Source organism: Cognataquiflexum nitidum (assembly GCF_022538055.1).
Taxonomy (GTDB): Bacteria; Bacteroidota; Bacteroidia; order Cytophagales; family Cyclobacteriaceae; genus Cognataquiflexum; species Cognataquiflexum nitidum.
This window is the reverse complement of sequence record NZ_JAKZAM010000003.1, coordinates 109,725-133,467: the sequence shown is the minus strand read 5'-3', so window position 1 is coordinate 133,467 and position 23,743 is coordinate 109,725. Positions and strand designations below refer to the sequence as shown.

General features: G+C 40.0%; 24 protein-coding genes and 2 tRNA genes. 15 read left to right on the top strand and 11 right to left on the bottom strand.

The annotated features are described in order from the left end of the window. Positions 1-21 precede the first annotated feature (21 nt). Entirely contained in the window at positions 22-279 is a 258-nt protein-coding gene (locus tag MMU07_RS02910; protein ID WP_241124335.1) for a DUF4834 family protein, read from the top strand. 26 nt (positions 280-305) lie between these two features. Here the strand turns inward: MMU07_RS02910 and MMU07_RS02905 are convergent, their stop codons facing one another. Then, entirely contained in the window at positions 306-3,479 is a 3,174-nt protein-coding gene (locus MMU07_RS02905) for a histidine kinase N-terminal 7TM domain-containing protein (RefSeq protein ID WP_241124334.1), read from the bottom strand. A gap of 487 nt (positions 3,480-3,966) precedes the next feature. Here MMU07_RS02905 and clpB point away from each other — a divergent pair, with 487 nt between their 5' ends. The 5 genes from clpB (at position 3,967) to MMU07_RS02880 (ending at position 9,838) form a co-directional block, all read left to right on the top strand. After that, complete coding sequence (clpB, locus tag MMU07_RS02900) at positions 3,967-6,582, top strand: ATP-dependent chaperone ClpB (RefSeq protein ID WP_241124333.1); 2,616 nt, start codon at positions 3,967-3,969, stop codon at positions 6,580-6,582. A gap of 132 nt (positions 6,583-6,714) precedes the next feature. Next, positions 6,715-7,287, top strand: coding sequence for a pyridoxamine 5'-phosphate oxidase family protein (locus MMU07_RS02895; RefSeq protein WP_241124332.1), 573 nt, complete (start codon positions 6,715-6,717; stop codon positions 7,285-7,287). Between the two features lie 77 nt (positions 7,288-7,364). Continuing rightward, positions 7,365-7,946, top strand: a complete 582-nt coding sequence (locus MMU07_RS02890; protein ID WP_241124331.1) for a Pycsar system effector family protein — start codon at positions 7,365-7,367, stop codon at positions 7,944-7,946. Positions 7,947-8,005: 59 nt separating this feature from the next. Continuing rightward, positions 8,006-9,130, top strand: a complete 1,125-nt coding sequence (locus MMU07_RS02885) for a hypothetical protein (protein ID WP_241124330.1) — start codon at positions 8,006-8,008, stop codon at positions 9,128-9,130. Positions 9,131-9,451: 321 nt separating this feature from the next. Then, positions 9,452-9,838, top strand: coding sequence for a DUF805 domain-containing protein (locus tag MMU07_RS02880; protein ID WP_241124329.1), 387 nt, complete (start codon positions 9,452-9,454; stop codon positions 9,836-9,838). Positions 9,839-9,958: 120 nt separating this feature from the next. Here MMU07_RS02880 and MMU07_RS02875 read toward each other — a convergent pair. The 3 genes from MMU07_RS02875 to MMU07_RS02865 all read right to left on the bottom strand — a co-directional run bounded on the left by MMU07_RS02875 (position 9,959) and on the right by MMU07_RS02865 (position 11,019). Further along, a tRNA-Ala gene (locus MMU07_RS02875) sits at positions 9,959-10,035 on the bottom strand. 56 nt (positions 10,036-10,091) lie between these two features. Further along, complete coding sequence (gene recR, locus MMU07_RS02870; protein WP_241124328.1) at positions 10,092-10,712, bottom strand: recombination mediator RecR; 621 nt, start codon at positions 10,710-10,712, stop codon at positions 10,092-10,094. 13 nt (positions 10,713-10,725) lie between these two features. After that, positions 10,726-11,019, bottom strand: coding sequence for an ATP-dependent Clp protease adaptor ClpS (locus tag MMU07_RS02865; protein ID WP_113923905.1), 294 nt, complete (start codon positions 11,017-11,019; stop codon positions 10,726-10,728). Between the two features lie 53 nt (positions 11,020-11,072). Between MMU07_RS02865 and MMU07_RS02860 the strand changes: the two genes are divergently transcribed. After that, complete coding sequence (locus MMU07_RS02860) at positions 11,073-12,515, top strand: sodium:solute symporter (protein WP_241124327.1); 1,443 nt, start codon at positions 11,073-11,075, stop codon at positions 12,513-12,515. Here MMU07_RS02860 and MMU07_RS02855 read toward each other — a convergent pair whose 3' ends face one another. The 3 genes from MMU07_RS02855 to MMU07_RS02845 all read right to left on the bottom strand — a co-directional run bounded on the left by MMU07_RS02855 (position 12,516) and on the right by MMU07_RS02845 (position 14,214). Next, positions 12,516-12,881 (bottom strand): helix-turn-helix domain-containing protein, encoded by a 366-nt coding sequence (locus MMU07_RS02855; RefSeq protein WP_241124326.1) that lies wholly within the window; start codon positions 12,879-12,881, stop codon positions 12,516-12,518. A gap of 111 nt (positions 12,882-12,992) precedes the next feature. Further along, entirely contained in the window at positions 12,993-13,334 is a 342-nt protein-coding gene (locus tag MMU07_RS02850) for an MGMT family protein (RefSeq protein WP_241124325.1), read from the bottom strand. Beyond that, positions 13,324-14,214 carry a mechanosensitive ion channel family protein gene (locus MMU07_RS02845; RefSeq protein ID WP_241124324.1) on the bottom strand — a complete coding sequence of 297 codons (891 nt, stop codon included), beginning with the start codon at positions 14,212-14,214 and terminating at the stop codon, positions 13,324-13,326. The genes MMU07_RS02850 and MMU07_RS02845 overlap by 11 nt, the downstream gene beginning before the upstream one ends. A gap of 45 nt (positions 14,215-14,259) precedes the next feature. Here MMU07_RS02845 and MMU07_RS02840 point away from each other — a divergent pair, with 45 nt between their 5' ends. Genes MMU07_RS02840 through MMU07_RS02830 form a run of 3 tightly spaced genes read left to right on the top strand, consistent with a single transcriptional unit; the run spans position 14,260 to position 16,090 of the window. Next, entirely contained in the window at positions 14,260-14,937 is a 678-nt protein-coding gene (locus MMU07_RS02840) for an SDR family NAD(P)-dependent oxidoreductase (RefSeq protein WP_241124323.1), read from the top strand. A gap of 14 nt (positions 14,938-14,951) precedes the next feature. Beyond that, entirely contained in the window at positions 14,952-15,638 is a 687-nt protein-coding gene (locus tag MMU07_RS02835; protein WP_241124322.1) for a head GIN domain-containing protein, read from the top strand. Further along, on the top strand, positions 15,635-16,090 hold the full coding sequence (locus MMU07_RS02830; RefSeq protein WP_241124321.1) for a nuclear transport factor 2 family protein: 456 nt from the start codon (positions 15,635-15,637) through the stop codon (positions 16,088-16,090). Before MMU07_RS02835 ends, MMU07_RS02830 begins: the two co-directional genes overlap by 4 nt. 135 nt (positions 16,091-16,225) lie before the next feature. Here the strand turns inward: MMU07_RS02830 and MMU07_RS02825 are convergent, their stop codons facing one another. From MMU07_RS02825 to MMU07_RS02810, 4 genes are all read right to left on the bottom strand, one after another. Beyond that, positions 16,226-18,151, bottom strand: coding sequence for a CHU_0125 family OmpA-like outer membrane integrity protein (locus tag MMU07_RS02825; RefSeq protein ID WP_241124319.1), 1,926 nt, complete (start codon positions 18,149-18,151; stop codon positions 16,226-16,228). A 52-nt stretch (positions 18,152-18,203) separates the two neighbouring features. Further along, a complete protein-coding gene (locus MMU07_RS02820) occupies positions 18,204-18,695 on the bottom strand; it encodes a hypothetical protein (protein WP_241124318.1) in 492 nt (163 codons plus the stop codon). Between the two features lie 156 nt (positions 18,696-18,851). Beyond that, positions 18,852-19,643: a (Fe-S)-binding protein gene (locus MMU07_RS02815; protein ID WP_241124317.1), complete on the bottom strand. Its 792-nt coding sequence runs from the start codon at positions 19,641-19,643 to the stop codon at positions 18,852-18,854. A gap of 227 nt (positions 19,644-19,870) precedes the next feature. Beyond that, the gene (locus tag MMU07_RS02810) at positions 19,871-21,211 is read right to left on the bottom strand and encodes a 4Fe-4S dicluster domain-containing protein (RefSeq protein ID WP_241124316.1); all 1,341 of its coding nucleotides are present in this window, start codon (positions 21,209-21,211) and stop codon (positions 19,871-19,873) included. Between the two features lie 105 nt (positions 21,212-21,316). On the opposite strand from MMU07_RS02810, the gene MMU07_RS02805 reads away from it, so the two are divergent. The 5 genes from MMU07_RS02805 (at position 21,317) to MMU07_RS02785 (ending at position 23,531) form a co-directional block, all read left to right on the top strand. Continuing rightward, positions 21,317-21,389 (top strand) — tRNA-Phe (locus MMU07_RS02805). Positions 21,390-21,596: 207 nt separating this feature from the next. Beyond that, positions 21,597-22,082: an RNA polymerase sigma factor gene (locus tag MMU07_RS02800; RefSeq protein WP_241124315.1), complete on the top strand. Its 486-nt coding sequence runs from the start codon at positions 21,597-21,599 to the stop codon at positions 22,080-22,082. Beyond that, positions 22,072-22,503 (top strand): hypothetical protein, encoded by a 432-nt coding sequence (locus tag MMU07_RS02795; protein ID WP_241124314.1) that lies wholly within the window; start codon positions 22,072-22,074, stop codon positions 22,501-22,503. Before MMU07_RS02800 ends, MMU07_RS02795 begins: the two co-directional genes overlap by 11 nt. Then, on the top strand, positions 22,500-23,036 hold the full coding sequence (locus MMU07_RS02790) for a DUF4252 domain-containing protein (RefSeq protein ID WP_241124313.1): 537 nt from the start codon (positions 22,500-22,502) through the stop codon (positions 23,034-23,036). The genes MMU07_RS02795 and MMU07_RS02790 overlap by 4 nt, the downstream gene beginning before the upstream one ends. Positions 23,037-23,051: 15 nt before the next feature. Continuing rightward, positions 23,052-23,531 (top strand): DUF4252 domain-containing protein, encoded by a 480-nt coding sequence (locus MMU07_RS02785; protein WP_241124312.1) that lies wholly within the window; start codon positions 23,052-23,054, stop codon positions 23,529-23,531. Positions 23,532-23,743 lie beyond the last annotated feature (212 nt).

The following is a 23,743-nucleotide window of genomic DNA, read 5'->3' as shown; positions in this document are numbered from 1 at the left end:
TAAAATCTAAAAGTCTAAAAAATGGGATTTATTTTCAAATTTCTTCTTATTGCAATTGCCCTTTCATGGATATTCTCCAAGTTGCTTCAGTTTTTTGTGAAAAGTAAACTCAAACAGTTTGTGGACCATGCCAATGACCTGAAGAGAGAGGAAGATAGGAGAAGAAAACCACCGGGATCAAATGTTAATGTTGACCACATTCCAAAAGAATACGAACAAAAGAGGTCAAAAGAAATCAAAGGCGGTGATTATATCGATTATGAGGAAGTGAAGGAATAATCCTTCACTTTTTTTTATCTTGATTTTTAGTCTTTTACAGACTCCCATTCAGATTTCAAGCTTTCAAGGATTTTGTGGACTTCCTGAATAGTCTTGTCCACCACGGTTTTATTTTCCTCATCCAGACTAACTAATAACTCAACTGCCGAGGATGTCGTCACAAGCTCTTTGAAGTCTAGGTTCAAACCTACCCCTTTGAGTGCGTGTCCGGTTTGTTTCACCACATGTAAGTTGTTTTCCCCGAGGTTTAAAATCAAAGCCTTTTGGAGCTTTTCGATATTTGAAATACTGACTTCCAGCAATTCTTTAAAAAATTCAGGGTCAGACAATCTGTATTCTTCAAATTTTGAGGAGGCGATATACTGAGAGGTACTAGGGGCAGATCCAAGGTGTTTTTCGATCATCCCTGATATATCAGATACCAGGACAGGCTTACTCAGATAGTCATCCATGCCAGCTTCGAGACATCTTTGGTATTCTCCCTTCACTGTACCGGCAGTTAAAGCAACTATTGGAGTTCTAACATCAGTCTCTATTTTTCTGATTTCTTTTGTCGCCTCATAACCACTCATTTCGGGCATTTGAATGTCCATAAAGATCAAATCAGGCACTTGCTTTTTGTATTCTTCCAAAGCCTCGAGTCCATTGTACGCTTCAGATATAATGGATGTCGGCAATAGCTTTTTTACAATTGCTTTGGCGAGTAACATATTGACAGGGTTGTCATCTACAAGCAATATCTTGAAAGCAGAAGAGGATATGTTTTCCTTTTTGGATGTTGCCGGCTGACTACTGCCATTCATTTTTTCTTCATTTTTTGGCTTGACAGTTTCTTCGGAAACAGACAAGTCAAGCTTGAAATAGAACTTACTTCCCTTTCCTAAACTAGTTTGTAGCTCTAGTTTACTTTGCATAAGGTCAAGTAACTTACTGCAAATGGAAAGACCCAAACCGGTTCCCCCATATTTTCTTGTGGTAGAATTATCTTCCTGAGCAAAAGCTTCAAAAATAGTACGCTCCTTTTCTTTTGAAATTCCGATTCCTGTATCTTCTACCGAAAATACAATCGGCATAACTCCATCAGCTGAGATTTGTCCATCAATTGTAACTCCCAGTTCAATGTGGCCTTGGTGTGTAAACTTAGCGGCATTGCTTAGGAGATTAATCAATACCTGCTTGATCCTTGTGGAATCCACAAATACTGATTTGGGGAGGTTCTCATCCAGATTTAGATTAAGCTTTAAGTTTTTCTCGCTTGCAATTGGCTGGATGATTTTCAGGGTGTCAGACACCAAGTCCTTTATATTTACCCATTCAGGGCTTAATTCAAGTTTCCCTGCTTCGATTTTTGAAAAGTCCAGGATGTCGTTAATCAAATCTAATAATAAGGTTCCGGACTGAAGAATGGATTGCAGAAAGCCCCGCTGGTTTTCATCCAGATTGGTTTTCATCAGTAAATCCGAAAATCCGATAACTCCGTTGAGAGGTGTGCGGATTTCATGGCTCATGTTTGCCAAAAACTCTGATTTTGCGATGCTTGCTTCATTTGCCGCTTCCATGGATTTGATCAGGTTTCTCTCCATGTTTTTCCTCTCAATTGCATTTGAAATACTGTCTGCAAAGCTGATCAACAAAGCTGTTTCGGCCTCACTCCATTTCCTTTCGTTGGTACAATCATCGAATCCCACAAAACCCCAAAAATAATCTTCTACATAAATCGGGATGAGAAGAATGGATTTGATATCCTGGCTTTGCAGTAATTCTTTCAGCTCGGGATCCGTTTCCATTTGATCCACTATGGCTTGGTACAATTTGTTTTGAGCCATGACGCGAGAACCTTCACCAAATAATCCGATCGGTAATCCTTGCAAATTTGGGTTGTCGATTTCGGCCGGAACACCCAATGCACTCCACTCAAATCTTTGTGAGCTAAGAAGATTTCCGTTTTCATCCAGACTGTTTTCAAAAAGATACGCTCTGTCTACTCCCGCTCCATCACCGAGCAAGGTAATGGCTTTTTGTGTGGCAGTGGCAAAATCGTGGTTGGATAGCAATTCCTTCGTTGCAAATGCAATCGAGGTGAGCATTTTCTCGTTTCTGATCAGGTTGCTGTTTACGTTTTGCAACGTAAGTTCATTTGCCATAATCAGTTCCTCTGTCGATTTCTGTTCGGTGATATCCCTTAAAAATAAATATTGAAAATTAGGTGTACCAATTTCAAAGGAATCTTTCTCAATATTTTTCAGATAAATCTCATAGACCTCTTTCTCCTCAGGTATTACAATTTCTATTTTGTGGTTAGGGGAATTGGCAGAAAAAAGTTCTTCAAGGTCATTTGAAAGGCCTATCAACTGTTCTTTTTTGTAGATTTTTTGAGGGCTTAATTTTGAGAAAAATTTCCGTGCAGCGTAGTTCAATGCTACCACTTCACCCAATCTGTCCAAAATAACGATGCCGTCTGTGATATTTTCGAATATGGTCTTGAATGCAATAGGATTTGCCCTGAATAACTGATATTGAAATAAGGCCCAAAATAATGTGACGCCACTTATCGCAAGGCAGAATGGTACAGGATCTAGGCCGAAAGGATAAAAACCAAAAACAACAAACAAGTAGGCAATCCATGGAATCAAGGTCCCAAAGAGCATAATCAAAACCTGCCCTCTGTAGATTTCAGGAATCGAGAAAAGCATTCTAAAAAGCAACAGGTTTGAAAAAATAATCAGGATTGAATTGTAACTGGCATACATCCAATGTAACAGACCTCTTTCGAGAGAAACCGACAAAAAATAGGAATTGTTGGCAGCCGAAATTTCTTTGTAAAAAAGATGGTGGTAGTCATTGGTAAATATCATTAACAGAAAAAATCCGGAAATGCCAAATATTAGATTCAACCAATTATTGCTGATAAATTTGGCCTGGTCAGTGTACTTTAATACAAACAGAAATAAAAATGGGGTCACAAATGCACCTCCGATAAATTCCAACATGTAAAACAGCTTGATCCCTTCAGGGGTAGTCGCGATTAACTCAATGCCGTAAAAAAAGGAATAGAAAAAGGAACTCAACATGAAGAATGAAAAATACCGTTCTCCGTGTTGGTTGTTTTTGCTGAAAGAAAAAAATGCCAAAACAACAAAGAGTAAGCTTGTCAGAAATATAGGAGTGGCAAAAGGATTAAACGAAAATTCGAGGTTCATAAATAGCTTAAATTCAAAAGAGAAAGGTATTTAACTATCGGGATTTAGTAGATTAAACTTAGTAAAAATAATTCTTTTACCTTCCTAAAAAAACTATATAAGGTAAAATTAAATTTTTTGAAATAAACTTATCGTATAACTTAATTTTTGATTATAAAACTTAGGTGAAATGAATTAAATAATACGGTTAATTTTGCTTTGATTTTTAAAAAGTTTGATTTGCCAAATTAAAAAAATATCACCTGCTAGTGATTGACTCAGGTTCTTGATTAAAGTCCGTAATTTGTTAAAGGATTTCATATGAAATTTGCTTTGTGTAAGAATAAAATGTCAAAAAGTCCATTTTTTAAGAATTTACAAAGAATTTGTAAGACAGAATTTCCGATTTCAATGTCTTTTTAGCTTTGGTTAGCATTTTGATTGAAAAGCTGTATTAAGCTGAGTACAGAGAACTATTAGCAAATTGACCAACCTAACCAACTATCAAATGGACTTTAAAAAATTTACCATAAAATCACAGGAAGCCATTCAAAAGGCAGCAGAGCTTGCCATGGCCGAACAGCAGCAGGCCATCGAGCCTGCACATATCCTCAAAGGGATATTTTCGGAAGATGAAAATGTCACAGATTTTTTATTCAAGAAGTTAAATGTCCACAAAGGACTTGTTGCACAAAAAACCGATGATATTATCAAGTCATTGCCCAAAGTAAGCGGGCAGCAGTCCTATCTTTCCAATGCCTCCAATCAGGTATTGTCCAAAGCGAAGGATTTTCTAAAGACTTTTGGAGACGAGTTTGTGGCCATAGAGCACCTGCTTCTGGCCATCTTGGCTGGATCTGATAAAACATCCCAGCTATTGAAGGACAACGGTCTATCAGAAAAACCACTTATCGAATCAATCAAGGAACTAAGAAAAGGAAATAAAGTGACCGACCAAAACGCAGAATCCAAATACCGGGCTTTGGAGAAATACTCCAAAAACCTGAATGAACTTGCCAAGAAGGGGAAAATAGATCCCGTTATTGGCCGGGATGAAGAGATCAGAAGAGTCTTGCAGATTTTGGCAAGAAGAACCAAAAACAATCCTATTCTCCTCGGAGAACCGGGTGTGGGAAAAACCGCCATCGTGGAGGGCTTGGCCCAAAGAATCGTCAGCGGCGACGTTCCTGAAAACCTCAAATCAAAAACGTTGATCTCCCTGGACATGGGCTTGCTTGTCGCAGGAGCAAAATACAAAGGGGAATTTGAGGAAAGATTGAAGGCCGTCATCAAAGAGGTTACTGATTCCGAGGGTGAAATTCTTCTTTTTATCGATGAGATTCATACCCTGATCGGTGCAGGAGGAGGCGGAGATGGGGCGATGGATGCAGCAAATCTATTGAAACCGGCTTTGGCAAGAGGAGAACTGCATGCCATCGGTGCCACCACTTTGAAGGAATATCAAAAATACATAGAGAAAGACAAGGCACTGGAAAGAAGGTTTCAGGCAGTAATGGTCGATGAACCTGATGCAGCCGATGCAATCTCTATCCTGAGGGGTATCAAAGATAAGTATGAACTTCACCATGGTGTCAGGATCAAAGATGATGCGGTAATCGCTGCGGTAGAACTTTCCCAAAGGTATATCTCAGACAGGTTTCTTCCTGACAAAGCCATTGACCTTATGGATGAGGCAGCAGCAAAACTGAGAATGGAAATAGATTCCCTTCCACAGGAACTCGATGAATTCAACCGACGAATCATGCAGCTTGAGATCGAAAGAGAAGCTATCCGAAGAGAGAATAACAAAGACAAGGAAACGGTATTGAGCAAGGAAATTGCCGAACTGTCTGAAAAAAGGCAAAATGTAAAAGCCAAATGGGAAAGTGAAAAGGCAGTAATAGTCGGTATCAGAAACGAAAAGGAAAATATTGACAAACTGAAACTCGAAGCCGAACAGGCGGAAAGAGCAGGTGACTTTGGGAAAGTTGCCGAAATCAGGTATGGCAAAATTGTAGAGGCAGAAAAGAAACTCGAAGGCTTCAAATTCCAGCTAGAGGAAATGCAGCAAGGTTCTCCTCTTTTGAAAGAAGAAGTCGATAATGAGGATATCGCGGCTGTTGTTTCGAAGTGGACAGGAATTCCGCTTTCCAAAATGATCCAAAGTGAAAGAGAAAAACTCCTTCACCTCGAAGATGAACTTGGAAAAAGAGTTGCAGGACAACATGAAGCCATCGTCGCTTTGTCTGACGCGGTCAGAAGAAGCAGGGCGGGCCTGCAGGATCCGAGAAGGCCTATAGGTTCCTTTATCTTTATGGGGACCACTGGTGTAGGAAAAACCGAACTGGCCAAAGCCCTGGCTGAGTACCTCTTCAATGATGACAATGCCATAGTAAGGATAGACATGTCAGAATACCAGGAAAGACACTCAGTCAGCCGCTTAGTAGGAGCGCCTCCGGGATATGTGGGCTACGATGAAGGCGGTCAGCTGACCGAAGCTGTGAGAAGAAAGCCCTATTCGGTGGTACTTTTGGACGAAATTGAAAAGGCACATCCTGATGTTTTCAACATTCTGCTTCAGGTATTGGATGATGGGCGATTGACAGACAATAAAGGAAGGATTGCCAACTTCAAGAACACCATTATCATCCTGACTACCAACATCGGTTCACACCTGATTCAGGAGCGTTTTGCCGAAATGGAGGAATGGAACGAGGAAGAGATCATGGAAAAAACCAAATCAGAAGTGTATGATTTGCTCAAAAAATCCGTGAGACCCGAATTCCTAAATAGGATCGATGAGACGATCATGTTTGAACCACTCAATAAAAAAGTGATCCGAAAAATCGTCGACATCCAATGGAGAGAGATCCAAAAAAGATTGGCCGAGTCCAATATCGAGATTGATGCCACCCAAGAGGTTTTGGATTATTTGGGAGAAGTTGGTTTTGATCCGAATTTTGGTGCAAGGCCTTTGAAGAGAACAATTCAAAAACTGATTCTGAATGAACTCTCCAAGCAGATTCTTTCCGGATACATCAAAAACGATTCCGCAGTTTTGGTGGATTTGGATGCTGAAAATCAGGTCTATTTCAAAAATATAGAACATGCAGAAATGGTATAATATGCCTGATCATAAATGACAAATAATTAAAAAACCTGCACGGGATCAGATGCCGTGCAGGTTTTTTTGTTTGGTAACCAAACCAATACCTTTGACCAAAGTTAAAATAGATACTGTAAATTCTTAAAACCTATGCTTTTCCACCAAAACAATTCTTTGGAAGAAATTTTTCATTCTGTCAAACATGAACTCCATCGGGGAGCACTGGACGCCAAGCATCCTTTTCGATTTGTCACACTGGCAACCAAATCTCAAAATGGTGTAGATGCCCGGTATGTGGTGGTCAGGTCAATAGACGATGCGTTGAATGTTTTCCTCTATACCGATTCCCGGAGTTCCAAAGTGGAGCAGTTGATAAACTCTCCGGAAATGGCACTTTTATTTTACCATCCTGCCAAAAGAACCCAAATCAAAATTTTGGGTAAAGCCCAAATCCATAGAAATGATGAGTTAACAGCAACATTTTGGTCCAGAATCCAGGGAGATGCCCGAAAAGCATATAATCAGATCCTTGCCCCGGGAACTGCCATTCAGGACCCACGAAATGCTTTTGATTGGAACGAACCTTTGATAGATACCAACTTTACCCTTATCCAAGTCAAGCCGGTGAAAATAGATGCCCTTCAACTGAATGGAACAGAGCATCTGAGAGTTCTTTTTAAACTTGAGGAGAACATATGGATAAAGAAATGGATAGCTCCATAAAAAAAATCTTATTGCAAGTTCATGAGGATTTGTTGGGAAAATATTTTGTATTTTCATGATTTACAAAATATCAACCTATGGCAGATACACCACCTGAAAAGAAAGAGAAAGAAAAAGACAAAACCGAAAGAGAAAGACAGACTTTCTTTAGAGTTACTTTCAAAAACAATTGCAATCTTCTTCAGATAGCAGACAACAAAGCCAATATGATCATTAGTATCAATGCGCTAGTGATCTCATCCATTATTGCCATTACAGGTTACGGGACCATTTCCCATCAACTAGATGTGCAAGGTCCAATGACACTAATACCGATATTATTGTTACTTTCTACCTGCCTTTTTTCGACGATTCTGGCGGTACGTGCTGCAAAGCCAAAGATCCTCGGTCAAAATCAAAAGACCCTGGAAAAAGGAAAATCAAGCATGTTGTTTTTTGGAGAAAGTGCTACCTATAACCTCGAGGAATATCTTGAAGAAATCGATAGGATACTTCCTTCAAAACAGGAAATTAACCAACAAATGTCCATTGCGCTTTTTTATCAGGGGAAAGTTTTGAATAGAAAGTATAACCTCCTTGGACATGCCTACAATGTTTTCATCCTAGGATTGGGAGTTGGGGTAGTTACGTTTTTGATCCATTTGATAGTGTCCTCATGATTTGAATGGGGCTTAGTATTGTTTCAGGATTTTCACAGTATTTAAAAAAATTAAAGAATATGGAAAAATCATTTTCAGTACCTGCATTGTCTCTTGCCCAAAGTCCTACCCACATTTCGGGCAAGAAGCCTTCAAAAAGTCAGACAAATAGAAATTGGTTTCTCTTCACTTTTTTAATTTTCTTAATTCATGTTCCCATTTTTGATTCCTTTTCACAGGAGAAGGAGGAGGATGTTTCCAAGCTTTTCAGAGATGAAACCCCCTTGGATCTCAAATTGGGTTTTTCCTTCAAAGACATCAAAAAGTCAGACAAAGAACAAGCTGTATCACAGGAGTGGCTTTATTATAAGGATAAATCTGGGGAATGGGATTCTCTGGAAGTGGAATTGTTTGCCAGAGGAAATTTCCGGAAGGACCATTGCTTCTTCACCCCACTCAAAATCAAGATAAGCAAAAAAGAAAGGAAGGGGACGATTTTTAAAGGCAACAAAACTCTGAAATTAGTGATGCCCTGCCAAAACAACAAAACAGCGGATGACCTGACTATCAAAGAATACATGATTTACAAAATGTACGAGGAAGTCTCTCCCTATCATTTCCATACCAGATTGGTAAACCTCAGCATCACAGACAGGAGTGGCAAGCAGGGAAAAACCTATGAAATCAAAGCATTCCTGATTGAAGATGATTCCAAAATAGCAGATAGGTTTGAGGCCACCTTGAGAAAAGACATTCAGTTGAATCCCTTCAGATTCAAGGATACGGTTTCGATCAGGCAGGATTTTTTCCAGTTTATGATCGGAAATACAGATTGGTCGACTGTCGTCCAACATAATATCGCCGTCATGCAGCTAACCAACAAAGATTACATTCCCTTATGCTACGACTTTGACATGTCGGGCTTGGTAAATGCCCCCTATGCCGTGGTCAATCCCCTGATTCCGATCAATTCCGTCACCGAACGCTACTATTGGGGAGTATGCAGGGACGAAAGCTTGTTCAAAAATACAAGGGAATATTACCTGTCGATCGAAAACAATATTTGGGATGCCTACGGTAAAGTCTCCCCAAGCCTGAGTCCCAACGAACAGGAAAACACCAAAAAATTCCTGACAGCCTATTTTGATATCCTCAAAGACGACAGAAAATTCAGGGACAATATTTTTTCCAATTGTAGGAAATAGCTCTGATAATTTTGATCCAAATGAAAAACCATCTCAATGCTTGGATTAGCAGCATTGAGATGGAGATGTTATTTTGAAAGATTACTTTTTATTAAAGAATGTATGTTCGAAAAATTGTATTTATTTAAGCCCATAAAACTATTGTTTAATTAATTAATACTTCCTATTTTAGGATTAAGAAATCTGTTTTTTTAGATTTTCTGATGCCAACATTACCCGCTGCCCCTTTATTATTTCAATAATGGAGTCCAGAGACCATTCAAACGGGGCGTATCCGAAAAGCCATATGAGTAGGAAAAAACATTCCCCCCAACTAGTGTTATGGATTATTTCATCAGTGCATTGAAGAATTATGCGACTTTTACCGGAAGAGCAAGAAGGAGTGAGTATTGGTTTTTTTATTTGTTTTATTTTATTTTTCTAGTAATGGCTGTTTTACTTGACAATTTGCTTGGCATTACCATCGAGGACACAGGAATCGGGCCTCTTTACTTTGTATCGATATTTGCCATGATCGTTCCGGGTTTGGCGGTAACAGTGAGAAGGCTTCACGACGTGGGGAAAAGCGGATGGTTTTATTTCATTGTACTCATACCGATCATTGGTAGCATTTGGTTGTTGGTATTGATGGTTACCGACAGTCAACCCGGCCAAAATCGATATGGCAAAAACCCCAAGGGAATAGGGAATGAAGTGGTACTTTCCTAGTATTCGCACAAGAAATCAGAAAAGCCTGATGCCGGATAGGTGTCAGGCTTTTTTTGGATAGCATTTCATTTTTTTTCAAGTGGTAAATAAAAAAAAAAGACCCACATTTCTGTGAGTCTTTGGTGGAGGATAACGGATTCGAACCGATGACCCCTACACTGCCAGCGTAGTGCTCTAGCCAGCTGAGCTAATCCCCCTTTTTTAATTGGTCTGCAAATATAGAAATGCTTTTGGATCAGACAAAAGAAAATCGCTATTCGGCAGAATAATTTACACGTGTCAGGATACTCCTTCCTAGGGTCACCTCATCGGTATATTCCAATTCTCCGCCAATGGGAATCCCCCGGGCGATGGTACTTACCTTGATGCCAAAATCCTTGAGCCTTCTGGTAATGAAAAATGAGGTGGTATCGCCTTCCATAGTGGAAGGCAAGGCAAGGATAACTTCCATTACTTTTTCATTTTCCGGAGCATGGACAATTCTTTGGATCAGGGATTCGATCTTCAGGTCATCGGGACCGATGCCCTGAATAGGAGAAATCACTCCCCCGAGGACGTGGTAGAGACCGTTATATTGTGAGGTGTTTTCGATGGCAAGGACGTCAGGAATGTCTTCTACCACACAGATGATACTCCTTTCCCTTCTTCTTCCCGCACAGATGCTGCATACATCCGCATCGGATATGTTGTGACAAAGGCTGCAATACTTGATGTCTTTTCTGAGGGAAAGCAAAGAACGCGTCAGCTCTTCGGTGACGTTTTCTTTTTGCTTGAGGAGATGGAGGGCAAGTCTGAGTGCAGTCTTTTTGCCTATTCCAGGCAGACGGCTGATTTCATTGACTGCTTCTTCAATCAGTTTGGAGGGGAAATTCACTTTTCCGGATGGGTTAGACGATGGCAGCTTGGATACCTGCATCCAAAATCGCCTCGCACATGGGTTTCAATTTGGTACGGCTGCCCTTTTTGACGGAACATTTTCCTTTGTAGTGAATGATCAGCGTGCACTGTTCAGCTTGTTCAGGGGTATGCTGACATACTTTGATGAGGATCTTGGCTACGTGTTCAAAAGTATTGATATCATCATTAAACACCACCAATTCGCATTCGTCTATGTCTATCAGTTCCTCCAAAAGGACCTCAACCTCTTCCAACATGGGATATGCCTGTGTATGGTAATTCATTTTGCAAATTTAATAATTATGGGCAATTTAGCGAATTCTACCCTTAAGCCACTATGGATCCAAAGTTAGTTCTAATCGTCATAACTTCATATTTTGCGCTCTTGTTTTTGATATCTTGGTTTACATCAAGAAATGTTTCCACTGACACTTTTTTCACAGGAGACAGACAATCACCTTGGTTTTTGGTTGCTTTTGGGATGATCGGAGCATCTCTTTCAGGAGTGACATTCATATCCGTGCCCGGAGAAGTAGGCAATACGAGTTTTCATTATTTTCAGGTCGTCTTGGGGTATACCTTGGGGTATTTTGTGATTGCAAAAGTGCTGCTTCCATTGTACTATCGGTTAAACCTTGTTTCCATTTATTCCTATTTGGATGAGAGGTTTGGCTTTTGGTCTTATAAGACGGGTGCATTTTTCTTTATTTTGTCCAGGACTTTAGGATCTTCTATCAGGGTATTTCTTGTGGCAGGCGTACTTCAATTGGTCCTGTTTGACAATTGGGGGATTCCCTTTTGGGTCTCGGTATTGATCACAGTATCCTTGATATGGCTGTATACACACCGCGGTGGAATCAAAACCGTAGTCTGGACTGATACTTTGCAGACACTATTTATGCTACTTGCAGTGGTCATCAGCATTTACCTGATAGGGAAGGACCTGGGGATTTTGACTATCAAGGAATTTGTGGGGACCATTGCGGATGATCCCCGTTCCGAAATTTTCAATTGGGACTGGAAATCCGGGACCAATTTCTTCAAGCAATTTGCCTCCGGTGCTTTTATCACTATCGTGATGACGGGATTAGACCAAGACATGATGCAGAAGAACCTGACCTGCCGCAATATCGGAGATGCCCAGAAAAACATGTTTTGGTTTACCATCATCCTGGTAGTAGTCAACTTGCTTTTCTTGTCTTTGGGAATTCTTTTGTACCTCTATGCGGAGACAAATGGCATCGCACTTCCTACCAAAACAGATGATTTATACCCTTTGCTTGCCACTACTTATTTCAGTTCTTTTGTTGGGATTGTATTTATCTTGGGTATTACGGCGGCTGCCTATTCGAGTGCTGATTCTACGCTTACTGCTTTGACGACTTCTTTTTGTTACGATTTTCTTGAAATAGAAAAAAAATACAAAAAAGAAGATCAGGTAAAGGTCAGAAAAAGGGTCCACATCGGTTTTACAGCCCTGATGTTTTTTGTGATTTTGATGTTCAGGTGGATCAATGACCAAAGTGTGATCAATTCCGTCTTTGTCATTGCCGGATATACTTACGGCCCTTTGCTAGGATTATATGCATTTGGATTGTTTACCAAATGGCAAGTCAGGGATAAGTTTGTGCCTTACCTTGCGTTGACAGCGCCTTTATTGACCTTTATCATAAGTCAAAACTCCCAGCAATTACTTTGGGGCTATAAGTTCGGCTTTGAGGCTTTGATTCTCAATGGCCTTTTGATGTTTACGGGACTTTATTTGGTAAGAAAAAAATAATCAAAGCTCGTGTCTTGCGATAAGGTCATTGATTTTCTTCAATCTTTGGATGTTGCTCTCCAATTTATTTGAACTGCCATCTAGGTCAATCAAAATTGAAACCAATCCACTTTGCTTTTTTTGTGATTCTTGTGCCTGATTTACAGATGGTATTTTGGATATCAATTCCTGCACATCTACTTCATATAAATCTGCCAACCTGATAGCGTCTTCCATCTTGAGGTTGGACCTGCCTTGTTCATATCGGGAATATGCAGTGTAATCCTTCTTGCCCAAATATTCGGCAATGTATTCCTGGGTATAGCCTCTCAGCACCCTGTGCTTTCGGAGGTTTTCTGCGATGTGACTTTTCAATGCTGTTTCCATATTCAATGAATTTTGAATGGATATTGCAAAAAGCATACACTTTTGCGCCTCGTAGGTAAAAAATCTGTATAAAAAACAAATAATGCGCTCAAATAGTCCAAAAAAGGGGATTTAATCTTCTAATTTAATTTCTGTTGGATTCCAAAAATGAAGGTCAAAATTCTGAATTTTATCGTTCACTACTTTGATACCTTCTGCTTCTAAAAGCTGTTGCATCCTCTCCGGTGGAGAAAAATGATGTTTGCCTGTAAGCAAACCCACCCTATTTACTACCCTGTGGGCGGGGACATCAGGCTGTGTATGGCAGGCATTCATCGCATAGCCGACCATCCTTGCACCGCTTTTCAGCCCAAGATAATTGGCAATAGTTCCGTAGGAAGTCACTCTACCTTTTGGAATCATACGGACCACCTGATACACCAGATCAAAATAGTTTTCCTTCTCAGTTTTCATTTAAAAGATCCAATAAGTATTGTTGGAGTTCTGATTTTATTTTGGTTTCATCAGTCAGGGACGACTCTAGAGAAACCTTGATGCTGTACACTTCTTTTTGGATAGCGACCAACACTATTTTTATATTAGCTACTTCTTTTTTCTTTATTCTTTTTTCAAAATTCTCAACGAGGATTCCTTCAATTTGGGTGAGTTTGAATTTAGTAGGGAAGGGCATGTCCATTTGAAAATCTACTTTTCTATGGTCCAATCTGCTATAATTGGTGACCTGAACCCCGAGGACGAGATTGTTTGGAATGATGGTTTTATACCCATCTTCTTTTTTGATTACCACATTAAGCAAGGTAATATCCTCAATTACACCTGTGTTTTCACCGATTTTGATAGTATCTCCGAGAGAAAACTGATCTGTAAACATGATGATCAATCCATTGATGATGTTATTGACATAATCTTTGGTCAATATCGCAATGGCAGCAGCCACGATGGTCAGACTTGTAAGGAATTCCAGGGGTCTAATGTCAAAAGCAAGCATCAGGGCAATGACAAAAACCATTGAATTGAGTATATTCGAAATCCAGGTAATACCGATCAGGAAATTGCCGTGAACCTTTTCGTCTACGGTCTTCCTTAAGTAAATGCGGGCGGTAATTATCCTACCAAGAGAAATAAGGATATTGCCACCCAATAAAAATAGTATGGCACGATGAATACTGTTGATACTTGGATATTTGATGAGGTATTCCTGTATTTCAGGAATGAATTTTGCCCCTAGAAAAAGTATCAGGTAAATGACTAATTTCAGAATGAAGACCCTTTTCTTTTTCGATTCGGTAGTTTGGATCAGAGATTTTTGTTTTTCCATGGAAAAGAAAAGCATAGCTTAATTTTGGTAAAAGTAACAGAAACAAAAAAAGTTTGATTTATGGAAAGGAATTTAATTATCACGGGTGCTGCCGGAAATCTAGGGAAAGCAGTCGTTGAAAAATTTAAGAGGGAAGGATATAGAGTTATTGCTACTGTTTTGCCCGGTTCGGGGGAGTCGGTAGAAGAAGCTGACGATGTCTATGAAGTGGATGTGACAGACCAAAAAGCTGTCAGCGATTTTAAAAATGATTTTATCCTGCAATATGGAGAAGTAGATGCCATCGGACTTTTGGTGGGAGGCTATGCAGGGGGAGACATTGAACATACAGGGCTGGATGAACTGGATAAAATGATCAGGCTTAATTTTTATTCTGCGTTTAACATGGTAAAATGCTTTCTGCCTTTGATGAAAAAAGCTGATTTTGGAGATTTTTTGTTTATCGGGGCTCGTCCTGCACTGCAACCCGAAGATGCAAAAAACGTTGTGGCATATGCATTGAGTAAAAGACTTGTGATAGAACTTGCCAACTATGTGGCTGAAGATGCCAAAAATACCAAGATCAGGGCGCATGTTTTTATCCCGAGTATTATCGATACTCAGGCCAACCGAGAGTCGATGCCCGATGCAGACTTTACCAAATGGGTAGGGACTGCTGAAATCGCCGAGGCAATGCACTTCGCCGTCAATAATCCCTCTTTAAGGAATATGACCTTCAAATTATATGGTGGAATCTAAACCTAACACGCAATATGAAAATGAAAATTAAACTCATTGTTTTTGCTCTTTTAGCAATTGTCGGTATCTCAAATGCCCAAACACAAAACGACAGCCGGCCAATGCGCGATTTTAATGTTATAAAAGTATCGAATGCCATCAAAGCTGAATTGGTAAAAGGAAATGAAAATAAGGTAGAAATCACCGCTAGTGGGATTGATGTCGGCAAAGTTGAAACTTCCGTTGTGGGAGATGCGCTTGAAGTCAGGTTGGCAAGAGGCAATTACAGAAATCACTCCGTAAGGGTAGTAGTGACTTATGTGGATATTCAGGGCATTGAAGCTACTTCAAGTGCACAGGTGGTGGCCAAAAGTAAAATAGAAGCCCAAGAAGCTTATTTGGCTTCCTCCAACAATGCATATTTGGAAGCAATTGTCGATGCTGAAAAGCTAAACCTGGAAGCTGCCACAAATTCGCGGATTTTTATTAAAGGTAAAGTCAGTCAATTGGAAGCAAATGCCTACACCAATGCGCAGATTGACGGCTTGAATCTTGTTGCAAAAAATGTGAATGTCCTAGGCAATACAACTGCAAGCATCAGTTTTACGGCGACATCTTCCATCAACGGTTCTTTGGCAACAGCCGCTAAAATTGTCTATGACGGCAATCCAACCGAGATTAATGTCAAAACAGGTACAGGAGGCAGCATCAAGAAAAAATGAAAAGGACCTTTATTGCTTCCGTGATTTTATTTTCTCTGTCGGCAACTTCCCTTTTTGCGCAGCAAAATGAGGAAGTCAGGCAAGTGATTGCCTCCATGTTTGAGGGAATGAAGTCAAAAAATACCGACTTGATAAAAGCAGCTTTTCATCAAGATGCGACTATGCAAACTGTGAAAAGCGGCGAAAGCGGATCTGAATTGGGTTCCAATTCGGTTGCGGATTTTGTAAACAGGATCGCCACCACTCCGGCCACTACGATCTTGGACGAACGGATTCTTGACTATCAGATTAAAGTCGACGGGGACATGGCAGCGGCTTGGACACCTTATGAATTTTATGTCAATGACAATTTCAGCCACTGTGGAGTCAATTCATTCCAATTGATCAAAACAACAGAAGGCTGGAAAATCACTTATATCATCGATACCCGAAGGAAAGAAGGGTGCAAATAAATTCAGATTTCGATTAAGTTTCCATCTGATTGGAATGAAAATTAATCCGACATAAACGAAAAAAGGAGAGGTCAACCCTCTCCTTTTTTTATGACTTCACATCCTTAAATATAATTCTTTGGGGTTTTTGAACCATCAATTTATGATAGCAATTACCTTGAATTCTGTTCTTCTATTGGTCTGATGTTCTTCTTCTGTTTGGGCATTTTCGATGATCAGCTGTCGCTTGCCATAACCTTTGGCTACTAACCTGCTTGCATCTATTCCCTGTGAAACCAGGTAAGCCACTGCAGATTCAGCCCTTCTTTGGGTCAGGGCATCGTTGTATTCATCAGTCGCACGTGCATCAGCATGAGAGCTCAATTCTATCCTGATGCTTGGATTGTCTTTTAAGATCTTGACCAGTTTGTCCAATTCCAATGCCGCATCGGCACGGATATCCGCTTTGTTCAGATCATAATAAATATTTTCGAGCACAATAGATCTCTCTAAAATCAAAGCATCCAAAACTACCGTGGTGTCAAGTGTAATATTGGTAACTTCTTGGATGAGATCCTCAGGTCTTGGAGTTTTGCCTTTAGTGCTGTAAGTTATGCTTTTGCTGAAGTAGCCGCTTTTGGAGGCGATGATGGAAAAATTGGCTTCAGGTGCCAATGTAAACCTCAGCCTACCGTTTTGGTTGGAGAAATCACCTCCGATGTTTTTATTGGTACCGTCATACAGTACAACTCTTGTCTGTGGCAGAATCACCTCAGTTCCATCATCTTTTTTCTCTTTGGTAGTCACGTTGAGAAATACATTGACGATTTTTGGTTTCGGTGTTTTGTCTTCAAAGAAATAAATATCATCATCTCCCAATCCGCCTTTCCTATTGGATGAAAGAAATCCTTCAGAAGGATATTTGGAAAAAAAGATTCCAAAATCATCGGCCACAGAATTGATGTTTGGACCAAGGTTCTTCACTTCCCATCCTTTTTCTGTCCTTTCGGCTACGAAGAGATCCAACTTCCCAAAACCGGAGTGGCCATCAGAAGCGAAAAATAGCTTACCGTCTGAGGCTATGTAAGGAAACATTTCATTGCCGGGAGTATTGATTTGGTTTCCCATATTCACTGCATTGCCAAAATCTCCATTGGCAAGTTTGGTCGCTTTGTACAGATCCAATCCTCCTTTGCCATCAGGTCTAATTGAAGAAAAGTAAAGCTCATTTCCGTCAGGACTGAAAGCAGGTGTAGTATTGGTGTAAAATTCATCCTCATTTACCGGCATCCAAATCGGTTGGGTATATCCTCCGCCTCGGAAATACGAGGCGAACAGATGAACGTCCGGCAAGTCTTTTGGAGAGGTTGAATTGGCCCTTGCATAGATCAGGGTATTTCCATCAGGACTGACAGCCATAGAACCTTGGTTCAGGTTATCCTCATTTCGGAATTCGGGAAGCTGCTGCACGTTTTGTACATCTACTTTGATTCCTTCCGCTCTGGTACGGAACATTTTTAGGTATGGTGTCCCTGTGGCATCATAGATTCCACTGCTTTGTCTGTTGCTGGTAAAATACAGAAATCCACCGTTCACTACCGGAGAATACTCAGCAAGTGGGGTATTCAATAACTTGTAATTTTCCACCTGCATGAATTCCCAATAATTCTGGATTTCACCGATTTTTTTTAGATTGGAAAGTTCAAGTTCTACAAGTTGGAGATTTTTATCATCCAAGGTCAGTCCCTTGGCTTTTTCAAATGCTGCTGTCGCCTGTTCATATTCACCTTGGCTTTTTAGACTTTGTCCCAGCCTGAAAAATGTCTCGTAAGTTTCCTCCTCTGCAGCAAGTTTTTCATAATAAGCTTTGGATTCTTCTATCCTGTTGGATAGCCGATAGCTTTCTGCTACATAAAAATTAGCTTGCTTGTTTTCCGGTTCTTTTTCAAGAATCTTCGAAAAAGTGTTGATAGCAACTTGATATTCACCTGACTGAAACTGGTTTTGGCCTTTTTGGTACATGCTAGTACAAGCTCCTAGCAATATGGGTATCAAAACAAGAAATAAAGCAATTCGCTTCATAGTTATTTTGGAATGTTTTCTTAATGTTTTAAATATAGGATTTTTATCAAAATTAATTCTCAAAGAATTTGTTCAGCCAGGATTCTTTTGCCTTGATTTTCCAATTATTCTCCAAATCCGCCTTATTCTTCACCACAGGATTCAATACGATGGTTTCGGCCTGAAGGATTCCCTCTGTTACTTTTGATTTGATCCCGAGGATAGGATTTACTTCCAAGTCCCCTTCACTTTTGATAAATGAAACTTTCCCCTGATTGAGCAGGTCGATGTCCAATTCATTTTCTATATCTCTCAAAACCCTGACTGAAGAATCTATCGAGCAGCCACTTGCTCCCAACCGGCTTTCATCCACTGCCAAAATGATGACTTGATCAAACTGGATTTCAAAGGAAGTGGGCATCAAGGCGCCGTGGGTATTCCATTGCTCGCAAAAAGCAGACAATCTCGAAGATAAAATCTCCAGTTCGTCTTTGTCAAATCTTCTGGTTGAGGTATATGTCCAGATTCTGGCATTGGCAGGCATCTGATCAAAGGGCTTGTACATAATTTGTCTTGCTTAGCTACAGTAAAGTATTTAGGGCTGCTTTTATTTCTTTAACCTAACGGTAATTTTTGAGAAAATGGTTCTTTTAATCAAACAAAACTCAAAAATAAACCCCAAATTTTAAACTTGGGGTTTTGATTTAGAATTTTCAGGTTTTCAGATGCCCATGTCTTTGGCCAGCATTTCTGCAAGGTCATAGACTTTAACTTCATTTTCCTTTTCTTTATTCTTGACACCGTCAGACATCATCGTCAGGCAAAAAGGACAGCCAACGGCTATGGTAGTAGCTCCTGTTGCCAAGGCTTCTTCTGCTCTTTCTACATTGATATCTTTCTTCCCGGGCTCAGGTTCTTTAAACATTTGCGCGCCGCCGGCGCCACAGCATAGCCCTTTGGTCTTGCAGCGCTTCATTTCTACAAGTTCTACATCCAAAGCTCTGATGACATCCCTAGGTGCTTCATAGACATCATTTGCCCTTCCGAGATAACAGGAATCGTGAAAGGTGATTTTTTTGCCTTTGAACTCCCCGCCACCTTGAAGGATGATCTTCCCTTCATTGATCAGCTGCTGCAAAAACTGGGAATGGTGGATGACTTCATAGTTTCCGCCAAGGGCAGGATATTCGTTTTTGATGGTATTGAAGCAATGAGGGCAGGCTGTCACCACTTTTTTGACTTCATAGGCATTCATCACCTGAATATTGGAAACCGCCTGCATCTGGAACAGGAATTCATTTCCTGCCCTTCTCGCAGGGTCACCGGTACAGGCTTCCTCTGGTCCGAGAACTGCAAAACTTACCCCTACTTTATTCAATATTTTTACAAATGCCTGCGTAACGGATTTATAGCGCTCGTCGAATGAACCTGCGCAACCTACCCAAAAAAGAATTTCAGGGGTTTCCCCCGAAGCGGCCATTTCGGCCATAGTTGGTATTTTATATGTTGACATGATATAGATAAGAGACTTGAAATATGAGATATGAGACCTTAGAAACAAGAAACGAGATCAGAGAAACAAGACATTGAAATCAAGAATAAATTATTAGAAGGTATTTCAAGTAGAGTTTTTGATGTAGAATTGATGAAAGTGAGCCATGGAAATTTGGACAAGTGGTTTGGGATTCAAGAATATTTAAACCTCAGTGGAGTAAAATCTCAAATCTCTAGTCTCAAGTCTCAATTCTCCTTTATTTCTTCATTTTTTAATTTTTCTGCCCAATTGAACCTGTCAGAAGGAGGGAATTTCCAAGGGGAAAAAGCCGTTTCCATATTCTGAAACATGGCATTCCACTGTGCAGGTGCAGCGGATTCTTCCATAGACACATACCTTCTCATCTGAAGTATGATGGACAGCGGATCTATATTGATAGGACAAGCTTCCACACAGGCATTGCAGGAAGTGCAGGCATTGATTTCTTCTTTGCTGATATAATCCCCAAGCAGGGATTTGCCGTCAGCCAATCCAGGTCCACCTGCATCCATGCTCTTCCCCACTTCTTCTGCCCGGTCCCTTACATCCATCATGATTTTCCTAGGAGAAAGCTTTTTGCCTGTGATATTGGCTGGACACTCTGCTGTACAGCGACCGCACTCAGTGCAGCTGTAGGCATTCATGACGTTGACCCAACTGAGGTCATTGATGTCTTTGGCTCCAAACCTTCCGATCTCGGCAGGAGGTTCTGCGCTTGTCTCAGGAGCTATACCTAGCATCATGTTGACTTCATTGGTCACCTCAGGCATATTGTTCATTTCTCCTTTTGGCTTGAGGTTGGAATACCAAGTGTTGGGGAAGGCTAGGAAAATATGCAAATGCTTGGAGTAGGTCACATACACGGCGAAAGCCAGAATTCCTACTATATGAAACCACCAAGCAAACCGCTCAATAAATACCAAAGTGCTGTCTGACATTCCCTGAAAAATTGGCTGAAGGAAATTGCTGAAAAACAATCCATTCAATAGGGTATAATGTGGAACCCCGCGGGAAGCCAAGATTTGATCTGTAGCATTCATAGTGAGAATGGCAAACATCAAAATGATTTCGATGACCAGAATGAGATTGGCATCCATGGCAGGCCAACCGTTCAATTCAGGTTTGGTGAAGCGGTCCACTTTCATGACATTTCTCCTGATCAAAAAGGCGAAACAAGAAACCAACACGGCAATGGCCAGAAACTCAAAAATATTCATGGCCACTCCATAGGCTGATCCTAAGAAAGGGGCAAAAACCCTATGCGTACCGAAAATACCGTCAATGACAAATTCCAGTACTTCAAGATTGATGATGACAAAAGCTACATAAATTAGAAGATGCAGAATCGCAGGGGTAAACTTTTTGAACATTTTCTGTTGTCCAAATGCTACCAATAACATGGTTTTCCATCGCTGATCAGGGAGATCATTTCTGGTCTCTCTTTTTCCTAGGAAAATGTTTCTGCGCAGGAAGCTGATTCTTTTGAAAAGAATATAGCCTGCTACCGCAAAAACAAGGAGAAAAATTACTTGGGGTAAAATGCTCATATTGTTTGTATTAGCGTTTTTGGGTTGGGTTTAGTCTAAATTTTTTAATCAAATGGTTTGGATCAATGTTTCAATTACCTACATTTGCATCACTTTAACGGAATCGGTGATATAGCTCAGTTGGTAGAGCATCGGACTGAAAATCCGTGAGTCGGTGGTTCGAGTCCACTTATCACCACAAGCCCTGAATTTTTCAGGGCTTTTTTTATGCCCAATTGATGTCTTTTAAGGATGAGGTTGGTTTTCATTTGTTGAATCATTGCATTGCAAAATAATAAATAGTAGGCATGCATACTATTTTTTGCCTAATTTAAATTTAATCTAAAGTTCAGTTTTTTTTTCAAATTGCTGTAACATTCCAATTTCCCGATCATCATCTACCTGAATGAAGACTTTTTTTGAAGCACACATCTGGTCGCTAAAAAACAAACTGTATCGTATGGCTTTTCTCTGGGTCAAAGACAGAGAAGTTGCTCAGGATATATTGCAGGCTGTTTTTGAAAAAGCTTGGCTCCGAAAAGATGAACTTCAAAGAATGGAAAATCCTACCGGTTGGCTGGTGAGAAGTCTGAAAAATGAAAGCCTTCAGCACTTTCGGATATCAAAAAAGTTTGATTCCATAGTGGATTTTGATATTGAAGCAAGTGAAGAAAGTCTTGACAGAAGTGAGGAAGTGAAGCTCGTTTTCAGGTTTTTGGAATCACTTCCTGAAAAGCAGCGGGAAATATTTCAGTTGAGGGAAGTAGAAGGATTGACGTATGAGGAAATCGGGGAGTACCTCGAAATTTCATTGGATCAGGTGAAGGTCAATTTGCACAGGGCAAGAAAGACATTGAAGGATTATTTGATGCAGCAGAAAAATGGAAAATAGGTTAAGCTCATTATTGAAAAAATATTGGGAAGGCGAAACTAGCCTTGAAGAAGAAAGAGAAATCAAAAACCTTCTTCAAAACGCGAAAGACTTTGAAGAGGAAAAGAAGTTCTTTTTGGGAATTGCCGGAATTTCCTCAATTCAGCCCAAAGAATTTGAATTAAAAAACAACATTAAAAAGCCATCATTTCATTGGATTAAAATAGCAGCCTTGTTTATCATCTTTCTTGCAGTTGGGGCCATATTGTATAGATACCAAATGAAGAAAGCCGAAAGAGAGGCTTTTGAGCAGGTCATGGAGGCTTTCAACCTGATTCAAACCAATATGCAAAAAGGAACTGAAAATCTAGGTGCCATGGGAGAAATGAGGCATTTGAATACGACCCAAGAAATCTTTAATCTTAAAGAACAAAAACAATGATAAAGAAAATTTTACCACTGATTGTGCTGACACTTTTGGTGACCGGAGCAAATGCACAGGATGATGCTATCAGCAAATTCTTTTCCAAATACATGGAGGATGAGAATTTTTCAAGGGTGTACATCAGTCCAAAAATGATGCAGATGGCCGGAGGATTCCTGAAATCGGCAAGCAAGGATTTAGATCAGGAGGCGGAGGATTTAGGAGAGTTGATATCCAAAGTCAGAGGAATCAGAATCCTTTCTACGGATACTCCCAACGGAAAAAATCTCTACCAAGAAGCCATGGCCACCCTTAATAAAAACAGGTATGAGGACTTGATGGATGTGGCAGATAAAGGTTCCAATGTCAAATTTATGGTGAGGGAAGAAAATGGCTTAGTAAAGGAATTATTGATGATATCCGGTTCCGGCGAAAGTTTCACCTTACTTAGTATGTTGGGAAGTTTTACATATCAAGACCTTAACATTCTCGCTGAAAAGACCAACATGCCCGGAATGAAGGAATACCAAAGCGGAAATAAAAAGAAATAAACAAATCATAAACCAATGAAAAAACTTCTGTTGATTATCTCTCTTGTCATGTTTGTGCACATGGCCCAAGCCCAAAGCAAAAGTGTAGATGCACTTTATCAAAAGTATAAAGCCAATGATGATTTCTTTCACATGGACATAGGAGGCAACTTTATGAATTTTGCTGAAGGATTCAATGTGAAATTGGATGAAGCAAAAGTGGAAGGAATCGTCAAATCCCTAGAAAGGGTCAAACTTTTCAAACTCCCTGAAAATAGTCCCACAGGTCAGGCGGAGTTCAAAACGTTATATAAAGCCTTGGAAAAAGAGAAATACGAATTGATGATGGAAACAAGTGACAAGGGAAATGGAATTTTGATTTTCACCAAAGGGGATAGGATGATCAGCGATGTCGTCGTACTTCTCAATGATAAGGGAGGGGACTTAATGGTCGTCGAACTGCTTGGAAATTTTGATTCTAAGTCCTTGGCTGAGGCCGGAAAAAGTATGAAATAAACAAAAAAATAGCCCAATAGGGACTGATTTGAAAGAGCAGGGAGCCAAATCCATGCTCTTTTTTTATTTTTTGGATAGTAATGAACAGTATATTTAAATATTTTTAGATGTATACACAAAAAAATATTATTTGGTTTTATGAGGAAATCCAACATATAGGAACTAAATGACATCGATTCCGAAAAAATAAAACACAATTATTAAATCATTAA